Origin of the sequence: Gemmatimonas sp. (assembly GCF_041689975.1) — a bacterium.
GTDB lineage: Bacteria > Gemmatimonadota > Gemmatimonadetes > Gemmatimonadales > Gemmatimonadaceae > Gemmatimonas.
Map to the genome: position 1 here is coordinate 23,302 of NZ_JBDNFF010000058.1, position 16,457 is coordinate 39,758.

Annotated in this window: 13 protein-coding genes and 1 pseudogene; 13 read left to right on the forward strand and 1 reads right to left on the reverse strand. The window is 65.8% G+C overall.

Going from position 1 to position 16,457, the window contains the following annotated elements:
* Positions 1–127: 127 nt before the first annotated feature.
* The 3 genes from udk to ACESNG_RS04305 are packed head-to-tail and all read left to right on the forward strand — an operon-like array spanning position 128 to position 3,027.
* A complete protein-coding gene (gene udk, locus ACESNG_RS04295; protein ID WP_373059304.1) occupies positions 128–796 on the forward strand; it encodes a uridine kinase in 669 nt (222 codons plus the stop codon).
* 12 nt (positions 797–808) lie between these two features.
* Positions 809–1,525, forward strand: coding sequence for a response regulator (locus ACESNG_RS04300; protein ID WP_373059302.1), 717 nt, complete (start codon positions 809–811; stop codon positions 1,523–1,525).
* A 59-nt stretch (positions 1,526–1,584) separates the two neighbouring features.
* Positions 1,585–3,027, forward strand: coding sequence for an ATP-binding protein (locus ACESNG_RS04305; protein WP_373059300.1), 1,443 nt, complete (start codon positions 1,585–1,587; stop codon positions 3,025–3,027).
* A gap of 101 nt (positions 3,028–3,128) precedes the next feature.
* Here ACESNG_RS04305 and ACESNG_RS04310 read toward each other — a convergent pair.
* Positions 3,129–3,923 (reverse strand): annotated as a pseudogene (locus ACESNG_RS04310) (SIR2 family NAD-dependent protein deacylase); the annotation flags it as partial.
* A 226-nt stretch (positions 3,924–4,149) separates the two neighbouring features.
* On the opposite strand from ACESNG_RS04310, the gene ACESNG_RS04315 reads away from it, so the two are divergent.
* The 10 genes from ACESNG_RS04315 to ACESNG_RS04360 all read left to right on the forward strand — a co-directional run bounded on the left by ACESNG_RS04315 (position 4,150) and on the right by ACESNG_RS04360 (position 16,450).
* A complete protein-coding gene (locus ACESNG_RS04315) occupies positions 4,150–6,924 on the forward strand; it encodes a carboxypeptidase regulatory-like domain-containing protein (RefSeq protein WP_373067960.1) in 2,775 nt (924 codons plus the stop codon).
* Between the two features lie 140 nt (positions 6,925–7,064).
* The gene (locus ACESNG_RS04320) at positions 7,065–8,813 is read left to right on the forward strand and encodes a hypothetical protein (RefSeq protein WP_373059296.1); all 1,749 of its coding nucleotides are present in this window, start codon (positions 7,065–7,067) and stop codon (positions 8,811–8,813) included.
* A 121-nt stretch (positions 8,814–8,934) separates the two neighbouring features.
* Complete coding sequence (locus ACESNG_RS04325; protein ID WP_373059294.1) at positions 8,935–9,561, forward strand: hypothetical protein; 627 nt, start codon at positions 8,935–8,937, stop codon at positions 9,559–9,561.
* The gene (gene pstS / locus ACESNG_RS04330; RefSeq protein ID WP_373059292.1) at positions 9,558–10,715 is read left to right on the forward strand and encodes a phosphate ABC transporter substrate-binding protein PstS; all 1,158 of its coding nucleotides are present in this window, start codon (positions 9,558–9,560) and stop codon (positions 10,713–10,715) included. Before ACESNG_RS04325 ends, pstS begins: the two co-directional genes overlap by 4 nt.
* Before the next feature lie 56 nt (positions 10,716–10,771).
* Positions 10,772–11,713, forward strand: a complete 942-nt coding sequence (gene pstC, locus ACESNG_RS04335; RefSeq protein WP_373059290.1) for a phosphate ABC transporter permease subunit PstC — start codon at positions 10,772–10,774, stop codon at positions 11,711–11,713.
* 38 nt (positions 11,714–11,751) lie between these two features.
* Complete coding sequence (pstA, locus tag ACESNG_RS04340; protein ID WP_373067962.1) at positions 11,752–12,591, forward strand: phosphate ABC transporter permease PstA; 840 nt, start codon at positions 11,752–11,754, stop codon at positions 12,589–12,591.
* Entirely contained in the window at positions 12,584–13,372 is a 789-nt protein-coding gene (locus ACESNG_RS04345) for a phosphate ABC transporter ATP-binding protein (protein WP_373059286.1), read from the forward strand. Before pstA ends, ACESNG_RS04345 begins: the two co-directional genes overlap by 8 nt.
* Positions 13,369–14,145: a phosphate ABC transporter ATP-binding protein PstB gene (gene pstB / locus ACESNG_RS04350; protein WP_373059284.1), complete on the forward strand. Its 777-nt coding sequence runs from the start codon at positions 13,369–13,371 to the stop codon at positions 14,143–14,145. Before ACESNG_RS04345 ends, pstB begins: the two co-directional genes overlap by 4 nt.
* Positions 14,145–14,858, forward strand: a complete 714-nt coding sequence (gene phoU / locus ACESNG_RS04355; RefSeq protein WP_373059282.1) for a phosphate signaling complex protein PhoU — start codon at positions 14,145–14,147, stop codon at positions 14,856–14,858. The genes pstB and phoU overlap by 1 nt, the downstream gene beginning before the upstream one ends.
* Positions 14,855–16,450: a Ppx/GppA phosphatase family protein gene (locus ACESNG_RS04360; protein WP_373059280.1), complete on the forward strand. Its 1,596-nt coding sequence runs from the start codon at positions 14,855–14,857 to the stop codon at positions 16,448–16,450. Before phoU ends, ACESNG_RS04360 begins: the two co-directional genes overlap by 4 nt.
* Positions 16,451–16,457: the final 7 nt, after the last annotated feature.

Here is a 16,457-nt window from a genome sequence, read left to right on the forward strand (position 1 = left end):
GGTGACCGCGAACTTGACCCGATCGGTTCCGGCCGCCGATACGCGTCCGTTACACCGTTGTGGCGGTCCGGTCACGACAAGGGGACAGGTTAGTCATCGTGCAGTGTCGGAACCAGAACATCCGCTCGTGAAACCACTGATCATCGGGATCGCAGGCGGCACCGGCTCAGGAAAGTCGACAGTAGCGCGCAAGGTCGCCGAAGCACTGCCCGTTGCCTCGGTCGCCTTTCTCGAGATGGACGCGTACTACCGCGACTTCCGGCACCTCACGCTGTCGCAGTTGCATCACGTGAACTGGGATCATCCCGATGCCTTCGACATGGAGTTGCTCACCTTGCATCTCGACGCGCTCTCGCGCGGCGAACCGGTGGACATGCCCGTCTACGAATTCGCGACCCATTCACGAAGCGAACGCACCCGACGCATCGCGCCGGCGGATGTCGTTGTCGTCGACGGCATTCTGCTGCTGGCCGATGCCAATGTGCGCGCCTTGTGCGACGTGAAGGTCTTTGTCGACGCTGATCCCGACATCCGGCTCATCCGACGCATTCGCCGCGACACGGCCGTGCGCGGACGGACGCTCGAATCAGTGCTCGATCAGTACTTGAATACCGTGCAACCGATGCATCTGCAGTTCGTCGAACCCAGCAAACGCTACGCTGACGTGATCGTCCCGAGGGGTGGCAGCAATCTGGTCGCCATCGAGATGATCGTCGCCAAAATCCAGCGTCGGCTCATCTCGCGCGACGCTGCGCGAACCCCCTTCTCCGTGTCCGTAACGGCCGAACCGGCCTGAGCCAGATCCTGCATGCAAGCTGCGCCGTCCACTGAACGCATTCTCGTGGTCGATGACGAGCCGGAAATCGTAGCGCTCGTTACCTACCATCTCGCGAAAGTCGGGTACCGCGTGGCCACGGCGGCCACCGGGCAGGAGGCGCTCGATCACGCGCGCCGCGAGCGGCCGTCGCTGATCGTGCTCGACCTCATGCTCCCGGGCATCTCGGGTTTCGACGTGCTCGAACAGCTGCGCGCCGATGAATCCACCCGTGATATCGCCGTGCTCATGCTGACCGCGCGCCGCGAAGAGCCCGATCGCATACGCGGTCTCTCGCTGGGTGCCGACGACTATCTCACCAAGCCGTTCAGCCCCGCCGAAATGGTCTTGCGAGTTGCCGCGATCCTGCGACGCACGGGCAACGTTGCGCCGGTCAATGCCGACACGCTGGTGATCGGTCCGCTGCACATCGACCGTGCCGCCATGGCGGTCAAGGTGGAAGGACAGGGGGTGGAGCTTACACCCACCGAGTTCAAACTGCTGCTCACGCTCGTGGAACGACGGGGACGCGTGCAAGGACGCGGACTCCTGCTGGAAACGGTGTGGGATGCTGCACCCGACATTCAAACGCGCACGGTCGACATGCACGTACAGCGGCTGCGCACCAAACTCGGCGCTGCCGGCGACATGATCGAGACGGTGCGTGGATTCGGCTATCGCTTCCGCGCGGCGATGCCGCGCGGCGGGTGACGGCGCGTCTGTCGCGCCATCGCCACGTCTCGCCGTCATGAACGTGTCATGAGCGTGTCATGAGACTTGCCCAGCGCATCGTTGTGAACAGCTTCGTGGTCGCGACGCTGCTCGTCGGCATCGTGCTCTTCGCGGTCGAACGACGCGTCACTGAGCGCGTGCGTGCCGAAGAGCCGACCGCTGCCGCCTCGGCCGATGAATTCCTGGCCAAAGTGCGTCGCGATATCGTGGTCGCCGGACTCGCCGCCCTGCTGGTCGGTGTGGCGCTCGCACAGGTGCTGGCCGCGCCCGTGGCGCGCCCGATCGAAGAACTCCGTGACGTCGCGCGCGGACTTGCGGCCGGCGATCTCACGCAGCGCCCGTCACGTGCGATTGCCGTTGGTGAAGTGGGCGACCTGGCCGAAGCCCTGCGCCGGCTGGCGGAGCAACTCGAAGCGAGGCTGCAGGCGCTGAATGGCGAGGAAGCGCTACTGGTCGCGTTGACCGAATCGCTCAACGAAGGCGTGATCGCGGTCGATGCGCGACAACGCGTAGTACGGATCAACGAGACCGCACGGCAACTGCTGCGGCTGCGTGAGCCGGTGCCCTTCCCCGCCGATTTTTTGCCGCGTGACCGCGCCCTCCGCGAGGCGTTGGCCGACGTGCTTTCGGGCGCCGACGCGGTACCCGACGCAGTACCCGACGAGGTGCGCGTCGACGATCGTATCATGTCACTCACCGCCCGTCCGCTGCCTGGCGGCGGTGCCGTTCTCGCGCTCTACGACCTCACACCAGTCCGTCGACTCGAGACCGTACGCCGCGACTTTGTCGCCAACGTCTCGCACGAGTTGCGCACGCCGCTCACGGTGATCGGCGGCTTCGTCGAAACGCTGCAGGACGAAGATCTGCCCCCCGAGCTGCGCCGTCGGTTCCTCGCCATGGCGGAAGGGAACGTGCGTCGCATGCAACGCATTGTCGACGACCTGCTCGACCTGTCGCGCATCGAGTCTGGCGGTTGGGTGCCGAATCCCGTGGACCTCGACGTCGCGGCAGTGGCCACGGAAGTGTTTGCGCCACTGCAATCGGTCGCGGCCAGCAAGGGCGTGGGACTCCGTACCGAGATGGGCGACAACGCCGATCATTTGTATATAGACCCAACGGCGGCGAGGCAGATTCTCAGCAACCTCGCCGAGAACGCGCTGCGACACACGGCGGCCGGCGAAGTCGTGCTCTTCTCGCAGCAGGAGGGCGGCGGCGTGCGGATTGGCGTGCGAGACACCGGCGCCGGGATCGGGGCCGAGCACCTGCCGCGGATCTTCGAGCGGTTCTATCGGGCCGACCCCGGTCGCTCGCGCGAGGCCGGCGGCACCGGACTGGGCCTGGCCATCGTGCGACATCTGGCCGAGTCGCATGGGGGAAAGGTCAAGGCCGAGTCGCAGCCCGGTGTCGGGACCACGATCTCGGCCTGGATCCCTCGCGCCGGCGCATCCGCAAACTACTCCGTAGGCTCATCCGAAGGCTGATCCGTCGGCGTCGGCGCGATCGGGGGCTCTGCTTCGGATTGCGCGGAAACAGCGTGAACATGGCCGGGCGTGCCCGCCGATTCGTGACGCCGCGCTCGCCGCCCGGCGAACGCTTCGGCGATCAGTCGCGGCAGCATCACCCCGGCCGGCCCTTCGATGGACAGGATGCTCGGGCCACGGCGCTGGCCCTCCATGCTGGGATTCACCACGATCACCGTGGCCCCGTGGGTAGCGGAGATCCAAGGCAGCGAGGCCGCCGGCTCCACTACATTCGACGTGCCGACCGAAAGGAACACGTCGCAGGCCACCGCCGCGTTGCGGGCGGCCCCGAACGCGGCCATCGGCATTTGCTCGCCGAACCAGACCACGTCCGGGCGCATGAGGGCACCGCAGGTTGTGCAGAGCGGCGGCTCGGCAGCCTGCGCCTCGGTCGGCACCATCGTGCCGGGGCACCCCGCGCTGCAGCGAGCCCGCATGAGTGACCCGTGGAGGCTGATTACATCACGTGAGCCTGCCCGCGCGTGCAGATCGTCCACGTTTTGCGTAACCAGCGTGCAGTGCGCGACCCGCGAGGCGAGTGTGACCAACGCCTGATGCGCGGCATTGGGCTGCGCCGCCCGCACCATGGAGCGACGGGCGGCATACCATTGCCAGACCCGGTTGGGGTTCGCTTCGAATGCGGCGGGCGTAGCGAGCTCCTGTGGCGAGTACTTCGCCCAGAGTCCCGTCAGCGCGTCACGGAAGGTTGGAATACCGCTTTCGGCGGACACGCCGGCGCCGGACAGCACGCACACGTGTTCAGCCGCGCGGAGGGCACGGGCCGCGACCGAGAGCGCTTCAGCGCGCGTCTGCGGATCGGTCGGCGGAGGCGACGCAACGCGTCGACGTTCAAGCAGCGGATCAGAGGCAGGCATTGTGCCGGCGAGAGTATCACGACAAGGCGCGCCGCACCAGCCCCCTCTTTCCATTCTCCGTGACACGTTCGTTGCACAACCGTGCGGAGATCGAAACCTGGGTCACGAAGCTTTAGCGATAACCGGAGGCCCGAGGGCGCCGGAATACTGAACCTCGAGCGCCCGAGAGGGCGTGCCAGCAGTCTTCTATATACCGACCCGATCATCCATGCGGCCCTACGCACACGTGCATTCCCGTTTCGCGCGTCATTTGATGCTGGCGATTGCGGCTGCCGTCGTCCCCGCTTCCATAGTTGCTGCTCAGGGAGCGGAGGCTCCCGTTGGCCGGATCACTGGCCGCGTCATCGATACCAAGTCCGGTCAGGGTATCCCGGCTGCCGGCGTGCAGATCGTCGGGACGACGATCGGCGCTCAGTCGGGCGTTGACGGTCGATACACGATCACTCGCGTCCCCGCAGGAACTACCACGCTGCAGGTGCGCCGCATCGGCTACGGGCCGAAGACAATTACCGGCATCGTGGTGCCGGTGAACGGCTCGATCGAACTTGACGTGTCGCTCGCCTCGGCCGATGTGCAACTGGCCGCGATCAGTGTGACGGCCACGAAGGAAAAAGGCAGCGTCAACGACGCGCTCAATTCGCAGCGGACCGCCACGAACGTGGTCAACGCCATTACGGCCGAGCAGATCGCCCGCAGCCCCGATGCCGATGCGGCTCAAGCGGCGCAGCGCGTGAGCGGCGTGACCGTGCAGGACGGCAAGTATCTTCAGGTGCGTGGCCTGAGCGAGCGCTACACCACCGCCTCGCTGAACGGCGCCCGCATTCCGAGTCCGGAACCAGAACGCAAAGTCGTGCCACTCGACCTCTTCCCGTCCAACCTGCTACAGGACATCACCACCAGCAAAACGTTCACTCCCGATCAACCGGGCGACTTCGCTGGTGCGAATGTAAATATCCGCACCAAGGAGTTTCCTGGTGCACGCCAGGTAAACTACAGCACGAGCTTCGGCGGCAACTCACGCGTCATGGGGCAGACCCTACCATTCGCGCCCCGTGCCGGCGGCGAATGGATCGGCCTCGCGAGCGGCAATCGTCAGATGCCGAACGCGCTTTCTTCGGCCAATTTCCTGGGGAACGTCTCGCAGACTCAGTTTAATCAGATGGCGCGGCAGCAGCGCAACGTCTGGAATCCGACCGCGCGGAACGGCGGCCCAAACGGATCGTTCGGCGCCTCCACCGGCGGCAACAGCGTATTCGGCAAGCGCATCGGCTACGTGCTCAGCGGCAGCTACGGCTACTCCGAAGAAGTACGCGCCGACGAAAAGTACGCGGTCGGCAACCAGGGCGCCGACAACACCGTGGTGCCGCTCACCAGTGTCAGCGGCAGCACCGGTCGCAGCACCGCGCAGTGGGGCGGCATCGCCAACTTCTCCACCATGCTGGGCAAGAGTTCCCGCGTGTCGCTGAACACCACGGCTACGCGCAGCGCGGACAACGAAGCGCGCGTGGATCGCGGGTTCGACGAGAACCTTGGCGACAGCATTGCGCGTACGACGTTACGCTACGTGGAGCGCGGCGTGGCGACCGTGACCGGTCAAGGCGAGCATCAGCTAGGCGAGCGCAACAAGACGGCGTGGTCGGCCACGTACGCCAACACGGGACGCCGTGAGCCGGATCGTTCCGACGTGGTCTACGCCCGCAACAACACCGGGCAGTACACCCTACTCAGCTCACTCGACGGTGCCCGCCGCCTGTATTTCGACCTGCAGGAGACGAACAACACCGCGCAGGTGGATCACACGATCAATGTCGGTAAGCTCGCCAATCAGAACACGCTCAAGATCGGCGCGTATGCGCGTCAGACCGACCGCAGCTCCGACGCTCCCATTTTCGCCTTCCTCAGCCGCGCGCCGGATGCTATCCGTAGCCAGCAGCCGGACGTCATCTTCGGCGGCTCTCAGGCCTGCGACGGTTGCTCGCTCATCAACGTGCAGCCCATCGGTCAAGCCGGATCGTACACCGCCGACGATCGCACCGTCGCCGGCTACATGATGGCCGACTGGGGCCTCGGCAGCCGCGTGCGCATCATCGCCGGTGCCCGGGTCGAGTCGGCGGACATTACCGTGAATGCGTCCACACAGGGTGGGTTCACGTCGTCAGCGAATCTGAATAACACGGATGTGCTTCCGTCGCTGCTGGTCAATGCCAAGCTCACCGAAACGCAGAACCTGCGCTTCGGCATCACGCGCACGCTCGCGCGTCCAGAGTACCGCGAACTCGCGCCCGTGACGTTCCGCGATGTGCTCGGCGGCGTCAGTGTCACGGGTAACGACAAGCTGCGCCGTTCGCTGATCGACAACGTCGATCTTCGCTACGAAGCCTTCCCCAACCCGGGCGAAGTGCTCAGCATCGGCGTCTTCGCGAAGCGCTTTGACAGCCCAATTGAACGGGTCGAACAAGCCACGTCGGGGGCGTACCAAGCGCGCTTCCAGAATGCACTGAGCGCCATCAACGCCGGTGTAGAGCTCGAGGCGCGCAAGCAGCTCGGATTTCTTGGACGGTGGGCCGAATCGCTGACGGGCTTCAGCAACTTGACGTTGATGAGCTCTTCCGTGGATCTCGATACTATCGGTGGCCTCACCGTCACCGACCGCACGCGTCGACTCGTCGGACAGGCGCCGTACGTGGTGAATGCGGGAATGACCTACTCCTCGTTGTCTGGCCGCACCAATGCTACAGTGCTCTACAACGTGGTGGGCGAGCGGATCACGGCAGCCGGCGTGATCCCCCTGCCGAACATCGTCGAAAAGCCGCGTCACGTGTTTGACCTGTCGCTGCGTTTCCCGGTGGTCGGCAGCTTGTCGGGGCGCGTGGACGCCCGCAATCTGCTCGATGCGCGATATCGCTTCCTGCAGGGCAACTTGGAGCGTGAAGGATTCAACGCCGGCCGCATTCTCTCGTTTGGCTTCTCCTGGCGCCAGTAGTCGCACTCATCCCATGACCCGGCACGGTGACACAACCGTGACCGGGTCATGACGTATCCGCCACAGAGGATCGCGTGATTCCACCAAGCAGTGACCGGTGCGACTCTCGCACGACCGACCACCCAACGATAGGATGGCAGATGACTACGACCCAGCGCTTGCGCGCGATGGCCGTTACCTCGATGGCGCTTCTCGCGCTCTCGGCTTGCAGTAGCGATGACGACGGCCCGACGACTCCGATCACGCCGGCCAACGGCACCCTCACCGTTACCGTGTCTGGCTTGCCGTCCGGCGTAAACGCAGCGCTCACGGTCACGGGACCGAACAGCTTCTCACAGACCGCCACGGCCTCCACCACGGTCAGCGTAGCACCGGGCAGCTACACCGTGGCGGCAGCGCAGGTGACCCAAAGCACCACGCGCTACAACGCCACAGTCACCGGCTCACCGGCCACGGTGGCCTCCAACGCTTCGGCCACGGTGACGGTCGCGTACAGCGTTGCACCGCCGCCGTCAGCGGTACTCACCGGTTCCATCAATGCCAACCGCACGCTCACGGCCGACACCAACTACGTGTTACGCGGATTCGTATACGTGAACAGCGGCGCCACGCTGACTATCGCTCCGGGCACACGGATCGTTGGTGACACGACCGCACTCGGCTCCGCGCTCTTCGTGTTGCGCGGTGCACAGATCAACGCGAATGGCACCGCTGCGGCACCGATCGTCCTGACGTCGCAGCGCTTGCCGGGCAATCGCTCGCCGGGTGACTGGGGCGGCTTGGTGATTGTGGGCAATGGCCGCGCGAATCGCACCGGCAACATCATCGTCGAAGGCTCGAACGGCTCGGTGATCGGGGCCAACCCGGCCGGCGTGATCTACACGGGCGGTACGATTGACGCCGACAACAGCGGTACGCTGCGCTACCTGCGTGTAGAGTTTGCCGGGTACGCCACGCTGACCGATGCCGAACTCAATTCCTTCACCTTCGCCGCCGTCGGCAGCGGCACGACGGTGGAGTATGTCCAGGCGCTGGCCGGACTCGATGACAATTTCGAGTGGTTCGGTGGCTCGGTGAACGGCCGTTATCTCGTGTCGTACGAGTCGGGCGACGATCACTTCGACGGCTCGGAAGGATATCGCGGCCTGAATCAGTTCATGATCGGCCTCCAGAGCACGTTTCTGACGCCGCGACCGGGCGCCGGTGCGGTGTCCACCGATCCGCAGGGCTTCGAGATCGACGGCTGCAACGGCGGTGGGTGTGTCGCGCCGAGCGGCGCCAACGCGCAGAGCTCGGGTCGTGACGAAGGGCTGTACAACATGAACGTGTTCGCGAACTTCACCATGATCGGTACGCCGACCGGCGTAACCGTTCCAGGTTCGGGCGGCGTGGGTGCGGTGCTCCGCCGCGGCACGGGTGGATACTACCTGAACGGCGTGTTGGCACGGTGGCCGCGCGGTGCGATCTCCCTGCGCGACTCCACGTCGAACAATCGGTTCCAGGTGGATTCCCTGATTGTGCGGAACCTGTACTTCGCCGAGAACGGCGAGCTTGCCAGCGGTGCGAATTTCGATGGCGCGACGAACTTCGGACAGGAAGCGGCCTTCACGGCACGTAACTCGAACATCGTGGTGGGTGCCAGCACGGTCACGGCAGCCAGCCTGTTCACCGCGCTGCCGACGGTTGGTGCGACCACCACGGCCGCCCAGTTCGACTGGGCCCCGTCAGCGTCGTCGCCGATTGCCACGGGTGGCCTCAATAACTTCGCCGCCGATCCGCGCATCGCGGCGCGCGTAGGCACGTTCATCGTCCCCACCGCCTATCGCGGCGCCGCCGCGCCGACCGGCGTGAAGTGGTGGGCCGGTTGGACCAACTACGCCCGCAACTGACCCGATCGGTCGCTGCGGTGTAGGTTAGCCGCAGCGACAGGCCAGTTTGTGTGGTGTTCCAACGGTCGGCGTCGCCTTGGTGACGCCGACCGTTTCCGTTTTCTGCCCTCCTGCACTCAACATGCCCCGTCTTCTCTCCACGTCTCTGTTGCTTGTCCTGCTGTCCGCGTGTCGGGATAGCGCGCCTCGCACGGCGGCCGACTCACAGGCTGCCCATGTGGCCGAGGTGGTTGCGGCCGGCGGGACGGTCGATTCCATACTGCCGATCGCAGCGCATCTGGCGCGATTCCAGCGTGACATCGGCGCCCTGCCTGATACGCTCCGAGGAGCGAGTGCAACACGCGAGGAACTCGTTGATCGCTGGGCCAGCGCCGTTGCCTCGAACGACACGACCTTGCTGAACATGTTGCTGATCGATCGCGCAGAGTTTGCGGCGCTGTACTACCCTGGCTCGCGTATGAGCCTCCCGCCCTATGAGGCGCCTCCAGAGCTCCTCTGGGGACAGTTGCTGGCCAGCTCCAATGAAGGCATCCGCGCGGTGCTCAAAAACTTCGGTGGTCAGGCGTTGAACGTGGTGGCCATTCGCTGCCCCGTACCGATAGTGGACGAAGATCGGAACCGATTGCACGGAGAGTGCCTCGTGAACATCCAGCGCGGCGGTGAGGCGCCGGCCGAAGCCCGCCTGTTCGGTACCATTATCGAACGCGACGGTCGCTTCAAGTTCGTCGGCTACGCGAACGCGCTATGACACGCAGCCCTCGCGCGGCGTCAGGGTCGCAGAATCACCCCCCGCAGCTCCGGCGCGCGCTGTCGTTCGCGCTGCTGCTCCTCAGCGCGTGCAGCCCGGCCGCGCCTCCGTTGGACGTCGCCTCGGACCGCGCCGCCGCAGCTCCCGGTGTACGCGTCGATCTCACCGGCGCTGGCGCAACCTTCCCGTATCCGCTCTACGCGCGCTGGTTCAACGAGTACGCCGCACTCACCAACGTCCGCATCAACTACCAGTCGATCGGTTCCGGCGGCGGTATTCGTCAGCTGGTCGCCCGCACCATCGACTTCGGCGCGACCGATGTCCCGATGACCGATGAAGAACTCGCGAGCGCGGGTATGCCGGTGTTGCACATTCCCACCGTGATCGGCGCCGTCGCCATCACGTACAACCTTCCGAGACTCGCGCGACCGCTCAATCTCAGCCCTGACGTGATCGCCGACATCTTCCTCGGCACCGTCACCCGCTGGAGCGATCCGCGTATCGCGTTGGCCAATCCCAAGCTCACGCTCCCCGACACCGACATCCTCGTGGTGCATCGCGCCGACGGCAGCGGCACGTCCTACATTTTCAGCGACTTCCTGACCACTGTGAGCCCTGCGTGGGCCGCCGGTCCGGGGCGCGGGAAGGACGTGCGCTGGCCCGTCGGCATAGGCGGCAAGGGGAACGAAGGCGTCGCCGGTCAAGTGAAACAGATGCCGGGCGCCATCGGATATCTCGAAGTGGTGTACGCGAGACAGAACCGCCTGCCGGTCGTGCATGTGCGCAACGCCGCCGGCCGGTTCATCTCGCCCATGCCGTTCGAGATCGCTTCGGCCGCCACCGCCGTGCTGGAGGCCGACCGCAAGCTCGGTGCCTCCGACGGCAACGGCACACCCGACTTGCGCGTCTCACTCGTGAACGCACCGGGTGCCCAGTCGTACCCGATCGCGTCGTTCACGTGGATGCTCATCGCCCCGTCGGCCATCGGCGGCGAGAAGAGCCGCCGACTGGCCGCCTTCATCCGATGGGCACTTCTCGACAATCCCGACGTGGCCAGCACGCTGGGCTACGTGCCGTTGCCCTCAGAAGCCGCCAGCCGCATCGTCGATCGCCTCGATGCCGCCCTGGCGGGAGGACGGCCGGGGTTGCCGTGACAGATCCGTTACACTGCACGGGCCGGTCATGAATCACGAAATTTTAGCTTCACGGGATGCTGACCCCGCTCGGTGACCGGCTCTATCGCACGATCACGACCGTGTGCGCCGCCGCGATCCCCCTCGTGCTCGTGCTGCTCACCGCCGTGGTCCTGCACGCCGCATGGCCGGCCCTCTCGCTCCACGCGCGCGATCTCGCCTTCGGCACCATGTGGGACGTTCCCCGCGCCCGCTTCGGCGCCCTCCCCGCGATCGTCGGCACACTGCTGTCATCGTTGATCGCACTTGGCATCGCCACGCCACTGGCCATCGGGGTGGCCGTATTCACCGTCGACATCGGACCACCACGCTTGCGCGAACCAGTATCGTTTCTGGTCAATCTGCTGGCCGCGATTCCCTCGGTGGTATACGGACTCTGGGGGGTGTTCGTCCTGGTCCCGTGGCTGCGCAGTACGGTGATGCCGGTCTTACTGCCCCTCGGCGCGGCGATTCCGCTGTTCCGCGGTCCGGCCTACGGCCCGAGCCTGCTCGCCGCCAGCCTCGTGCTCACCATCATGATCCTGCCGTACATCGCGAGCGTGAGCCGAGAGGTCTTGTTGGCCGTGCCGCCGGCGCAACGCGAAGCGGCTCTCGCCCTTGGCGCCACGCGCTGGGAGGTGGTACGCGATGCCGTACTCCCCGCCGCCCGTTCAGGACTCGTGGGGGGCGTCATGCTGGGGCTGGGCCGTGCGCTCGGCGAAACGCTGGCGGTGACCATGGTGATCGGCAATCGACACGCGATTCCCGATTCCCTGTTCGATCCCGCGTACACCATGGCGTCGCTACTAGCCAACGAATTCGCCGAAGCGTCGAGCAATGCCCATCTCTCGGCGTTGATGGCCGTCGCCGCCATGCTGCTGTTGATCACACTGCTGGTGAACCTCCTGGCGCGCTGGCTCGTGCGTCGAGTAGCGACTGGCCTGCCGGGTGAAGGATGGTCCGGCGGACGATGGTCATGAACGCCCGCTCACACCGCCGCAAACGAACCGGTCGCGTCATGACGGCGCTCACGTGGACGGCCGCCATCGTGGCCATCATTCCCCTCGTGATGATTCTCGCGCACCTGCTGGTGAATGGACTCGGACAACTCACGCCCACGTTCTTCACGCAGTTGCCGTCGCCGCCCGGCGTGCACGGCGGCGGAGTGGCCAACGCGATCGTCGGCTCGATCATGCTGGTCGCCATCGCGATGACCGTCGCCGTTCCGGTCGGCATCGGCGCCGGACTTTATCTCGCCGAACATCGTCGTGGTCGCTTTGCGCAGGCGGTACGGCTGCTGGCCGATGTCCTCAGTGGTTTGCCGTCCATCGTGCTCGGTATTTTCGCCTGGGAATTGATCGTGCGGCCCTCCGGACACTTCTCGGCGTGGGCCGGCGGCATCGCGCTGGGCTTGTTGGTGCTGCCGCTCGTCGCGCGAGCCACCGAGGAGATGGTACGTCTGGTGCCTGTCGCCCTCACCGAAGCCGCGCTGGCCCTCGGCTTCTCGCGGTGGCGTACCTCGCTCACCGTGGTGCTGCGCACCGCCATGCCGGGCATCGTGACCGCGATGCTGATTGCGATGTCGCGCGCAGCCGGCGAAACGGCGCCGTTGCTGTTCACGGCATTCGGCAACCCGTTCTGGTCGGTCGATCCGGCGCGTCCCATCGCCGCGCTGCCGCTGCAGATCTATGCGTATGCGCAAAGCCCGTACGACGAATGGCGCGCGCAGGCGTGGGCCGGCGCGCTGGTGCTGCTCATCCTCGTCACCGTGATCAGTGTCACCGGGCGCGCCGTGGTGCGCGCACGCGCCAGGTTGTTGTCGGCGGTCACGCCTCGCGTGGGGCGCGCAGATGGCTGAGCCGCGCGTGACGAACGCCACAGCCCCTCACGTACGGCTCGGCAATCTCTCGGCCGGCTTCGCGGACCGCAGCGTGCTCCGAACGCTCAGCGTCGAAGCGCCGGCAGGACGCGTACTCGCCATCGTCGGTCCGTCCGGCTGCGGCAAGAGCACCGTGCTGCGCTGCATCAATCGACTGCATGAACTCGACGAAGGCGCGTTCGTGAGCGGCGATGTGGAGATCGGCGCGTTTCGAGCGTACGCGTCGACTACCGATGTGGTGGCGCTGCGGCGTCGTGTGGGAATGGTCTTCCAACGCCCCACGCCGTTCGTCACGCTGTCGGTGTTCGACAATGTCGCCGCCGGCATTCGCGCCCATCGTCGCGACCTCACCCAAAACGATTTGGAAGCACTCGTCGAAGTCGCCTTGCAACGTGCGGGACTGTGGCGCGAAGTGGTCGACCGGTTGTTCGGTTCCGCGATGGCACTCTCCGGCGGCCAGCAGCAGCGACTCTGTATTGCGCGGGCGCTGGCGGTGCAACCCGACGTCCTGTTACTCGACGAACCGACCGCGTCGCTCGATCCGCTGGGTACGCAACGCATCGAAGAGCTGCTGTACGATCTGCGTGATACCGTCACGGTGATCATGGTGACACACAACATGCAGCAGGCCGCGCGCATCTCCGACATCACGGCATTTCTGCTCGATGGATGCATCGTGGAGTGCGCACCCACGCGGCAGCTGTTCACCACGCCGACCGACGCACGCACCGAAGCATATATCACCGGTCGATTTGGATGACCACCAACATCCGCGGGCTTCCCGGCGCAGTCGTGCTCGAGCGCTTCTCGGCGTGGTTCGGGAGCGCGCCGGCACTACACAACATCGACCTGGCGGTACGCCCGCGCTCGGTCACCGCACTCATCGGCCCATCAGGCTCCGGTAAAAGCACATTGTTGCGCGCGATTAATCGCCTCAACGAAGCACTGCCCGGTGCACGCAGCAACGGGCGACTCCTGCTCGATGGCGACAACGTATACGAGCCCACGGTCGATGTGAGTGAACTGCGGCAACGCGTCGGCATGGTGTTTCAACGCTCCAATCCATTCCCCCGCACCGTGTTCGACAACGTGGCGTATGGTCCGCGACTGAACGCCGGCCTGAAGGGTCGCGAACTCGACGACGCGGTCGAAGACGCGCTCCGGCGCGCCGCCTTGTGGGACGAGGTCAAGGACCGGCTGCGCGAGAACGCGCTGACACTCTCGGGTGGTCAGCAGCAACGTCTCTGCATCGCCCGCGCGCTCGCCAATCGACCGGCGGTGCTGCTACTCGACGAACCCACCAGCGCGCTCGACCCACAGGCCACGCAACGTATCGAAGAGCTGCTGTACGACCTTCAGCCGGACCTGACCATCATCATCGTGACACACAACTTACATCAAGCCGCGCGTGTCTCGCGCCGCACCGCGCTGTTGGTCGACGGCGTGCTCGTGGAAGAAGCCGCGACCGACCGTCTCTTCACGCGCCCATCGGATTCGCGCACCGAAGCGTTCATTACCGGGAGGTTTGGCTGATGCGTGACGTTCCTGCCGGCTACCGGCACTTTCACGATGAGCTCGCTGTGCTCAAACAGCGGCTGCTCGACATGTCCGAGCGAGCCGAGTCGCTGGTTGCGCTTTCGGTTGAGGCGCTGCTCGAGCGCGACCGAGACAAGGCTATTGCCGTCATCGAGGCCGACGAAGAGCTCGACCGGCTCGAGGTGGAGGCCGAGAATCAGGCGATCGCCATGCTGGCGCTGCAGCAGCCCATGGCGCGCGACCTGCGCTTCCTGATCGGCGCAATCAAGGTGTCCAGCGACCTCGAGCGCGTGGGCGACCACGCGGTGAATATCGCGCAATGCGCGGTGCGCTTGGTCGATCAGCGCACGGCGGTGCCGACGGTCCCCGCGCTGGCCGACATGGCCCGACGCGCCCGCGCCATGCTGAGCGACGCCCTCGACGCCTTCATTCGCGGCGACGGCGCCCTTGGCCGCGCCGTGGGCAAGGCCGACGACGACGTCGATGCACAGCACGAAAGCATCTTCCGCGCGCTTCTGGCCGACATGATGGGCGACCCGCAGACCATCGCCCCGTCGCTCGAACTCCTGCTCGTGAGCCGGAATCTGGAGCGGGTGGCCGACCTCGCCACCAACATCGGGGAAGACGCCGTGTATCTTGCCGAGGGGAAGCAGATTCGTCATCGGTACGACGAAGACGCCCCGACGCCTTCTTCCAACGACGCGACATGACGGCACCCATCACGACCGCATCGACCGACATCCGGATCGCCGCGATCGACATCGGCTCGAACTCGGTTCGCCAGATCGTGGCGGATGTGTCGCCCACCGGTCAGATCCGGGTGGTGGACGAGATGAAGGCGATGCCGCGGCTGGGTGAGGGCCTGGAGGCCACTGGCGCCCTGTCGCCGACTGCCATCGACGCGGCCGTGACTGCCGTACAACGCATGGTGACGCTGGCCGGCCAGTTGGGAGCCGCCCGCATCGAGATCGTGGCCACCAGCGCGGTGCGCGATGCGGCCAACGCCGCCGACTTTACGGAAAAGGTGGAAGCACTCACCGGCCGTCAGGTCCGCATCCTCAGCGGCGAGGAAGAAGCGCTGCTCTGCTTCCGTAGTGCCCTGGCGCACTTCGAACTCGGCGCCGGTCGCACGGTGGTCATGGACATCGGGGGAGGCTCGCTTGAACTCGTGCTGGCCAAGGACGGACTCATCGAACGCCTGGCGTCCCTACCGTTCGGTGCCGTACGTCTCACCGAACGATTCCTGACACCCAAGGTCAACCCGCGCCGCGTGCGCGCGCTGCGCGAGCATGTGCGCGACGGCCTCAAGCGCTCGGTGCCCGTGAAGGACTGGCGCGGCGCGCAAGTCATCGGCTCAGGCGGCACGTTCACGAACCTCGCCGGCATCGTGCTGTCGCGACAGCATGTGGCCGTGAAATCGCCGCACGGCACGCGTGTGACCCGCGTGGAAGTCGAGCATGTGCTCGACTGGCTGCAGCGTCTGGATTCCAACGAGCGCGCGCATGTGCCGGGACTCAACCCGGCGCGCGCCGACATCATCGTGGCCGGTCTCGCCGTGGCCGCCGAAGTCCTCTCGCGTTTCGATCCGCGCGACCTGCTGGCGTCGGCCTACGGCATTCGCGAAGGGCTGCTGCTTGAAGCGGCACGCGTCGCGCCGGTGGTCGCCGACCCGGGTGTGGCGCGCGAGCGCTCCGTGCGTGAATTCGCCGAGCGTTGTCATTACGAGGAACCGCATGCGCGTCAGGTGCAGACGCTGTCCTTGCAACTGTTCGACGCGCTCGCACCACGGCTACATCTCGACGTGCGCGACCGCCAGTTACTCGCCGACGCGGCGCTGCTGCATGACGTGGGATACCACATCAACTACGAGAAACACCACAAGCATTCCTTTCACCTCATATCGCACGCCGACCTGCTGGGTATGACGCCTGCCGAGCAGATCGTCGTGGCGCACGTGGCCCGTTACCATCGTGGCACGCCGCCCAAGATGAAGCATCGCGGCTTTGCGCAGCTCGACCGTGCGTCGCGCGAGCGGGTCGTCAAGCTGTCCGCGCTGCTGCGTTTTGCCGACGGCATGGACCGCGGACATGTGGCAGCCGTCGGTGCGCTGCGTATAAAACTGGGCAACGACGCCTTGCGTGTGAGTGTGGTCGAAGCCGAAGGCGCCACCAACGTGCGCCTCGAGTGCTGGGGCGCAAGCCGGAAGCGCCAGTTACTCGAGGAACTCCTCGGCCGCCCGATCGTCGTGGTCGCGCCCGACGGCACAGAGATCAGCGCGGACGACGACGGCGACGGCGAATAATCGCGCC

Excerpts from the sequence above, each read along its gene's own strand:
- ACESNG_RS04320 (WP_373059296.1), top strand. The coding sequence starts at position 7,065 with ATGACTACGACCCAGCGCTTGCGCGCGATGGCCGTTACCTCGATGGCG.
- pstC (WP_373059290.1), top strand. The coding sequence starts at position 10,772 with ATGCTGACCCCGCTCGGTGACCGGCTCTATCGCACGATCACGACCGTG.
- pstA (WP_373067962.1), top strand. The coding sequence starts at position 11,752 with ATGACGGCGCTCACGTGGACGGCCGCCATCGTGGCCATCATTCCCCTC.
- ACESNG_RS04325 (WP_373059294.1), top strand. The coding sequence starts at position 8,935 with ATGCCCCGTCTTCTCTCCACGTCTCTGTTGCTTGTCCTGCTGTCCGCG.
- ACESNG_RS04360 (WP_373059280.1), top strand. The coding sequence starts at position 14,855 with ATGACGGCACCCATCACGACCGCATCGACCGACATCCGGATCGCCGCG.
- pstB (WP_373059284.1), top strand. The coding sequence starts at position 13,369 with ATGACCACCAACATCCGCGGGCTTCCCGGCGCAGTCGTGCTCGAGCGC.
- pstS (WP_373059292.1), top strand. The coding sequence starts at position 9,558 with ATGACACGCAGCCCTCGCGCGGCGTCAGGGTCGCAGAATCACCCCCCG.
- ACESNG_RS04305 (WP_373059300.1), top strand. The coding sequence starts at position 1,585 with ATGAGACTTGCCCAGCGCATCGTTGTGAACAGCTTCGTGGTCGCGACG.
- ACESNG_RS04315 (WP_373067960.1), top strand. The coding sequence starts at position 4,150 with ATGCGGCCCTACGCACACGTGCATTCCCGTTTCGCGCGTCATTTGATG.
- ACESNG_RS04345 (WP_373059286.1), top strand. The coding sequence starts at position 12,584 with ATGGCTGAGCCGCGCGTGACGAACGCCACAGCCCCTCACGTACGGCTC.
- ACESNG_RS04300 (WP_373059302.1), top strand. The coding sequence starts at position 809 with ATGCAAGCTGCGCCGTCCACTGAACGCATTCTCGTGGTCGATGACGAG.
- phoU (WP_373059282.1), top strand. The coding sequence starts at position 14,145 with ATGCGTGACGTTCCTGCCGGCTACCGGCACTTTCACGATGAGCTCGCT.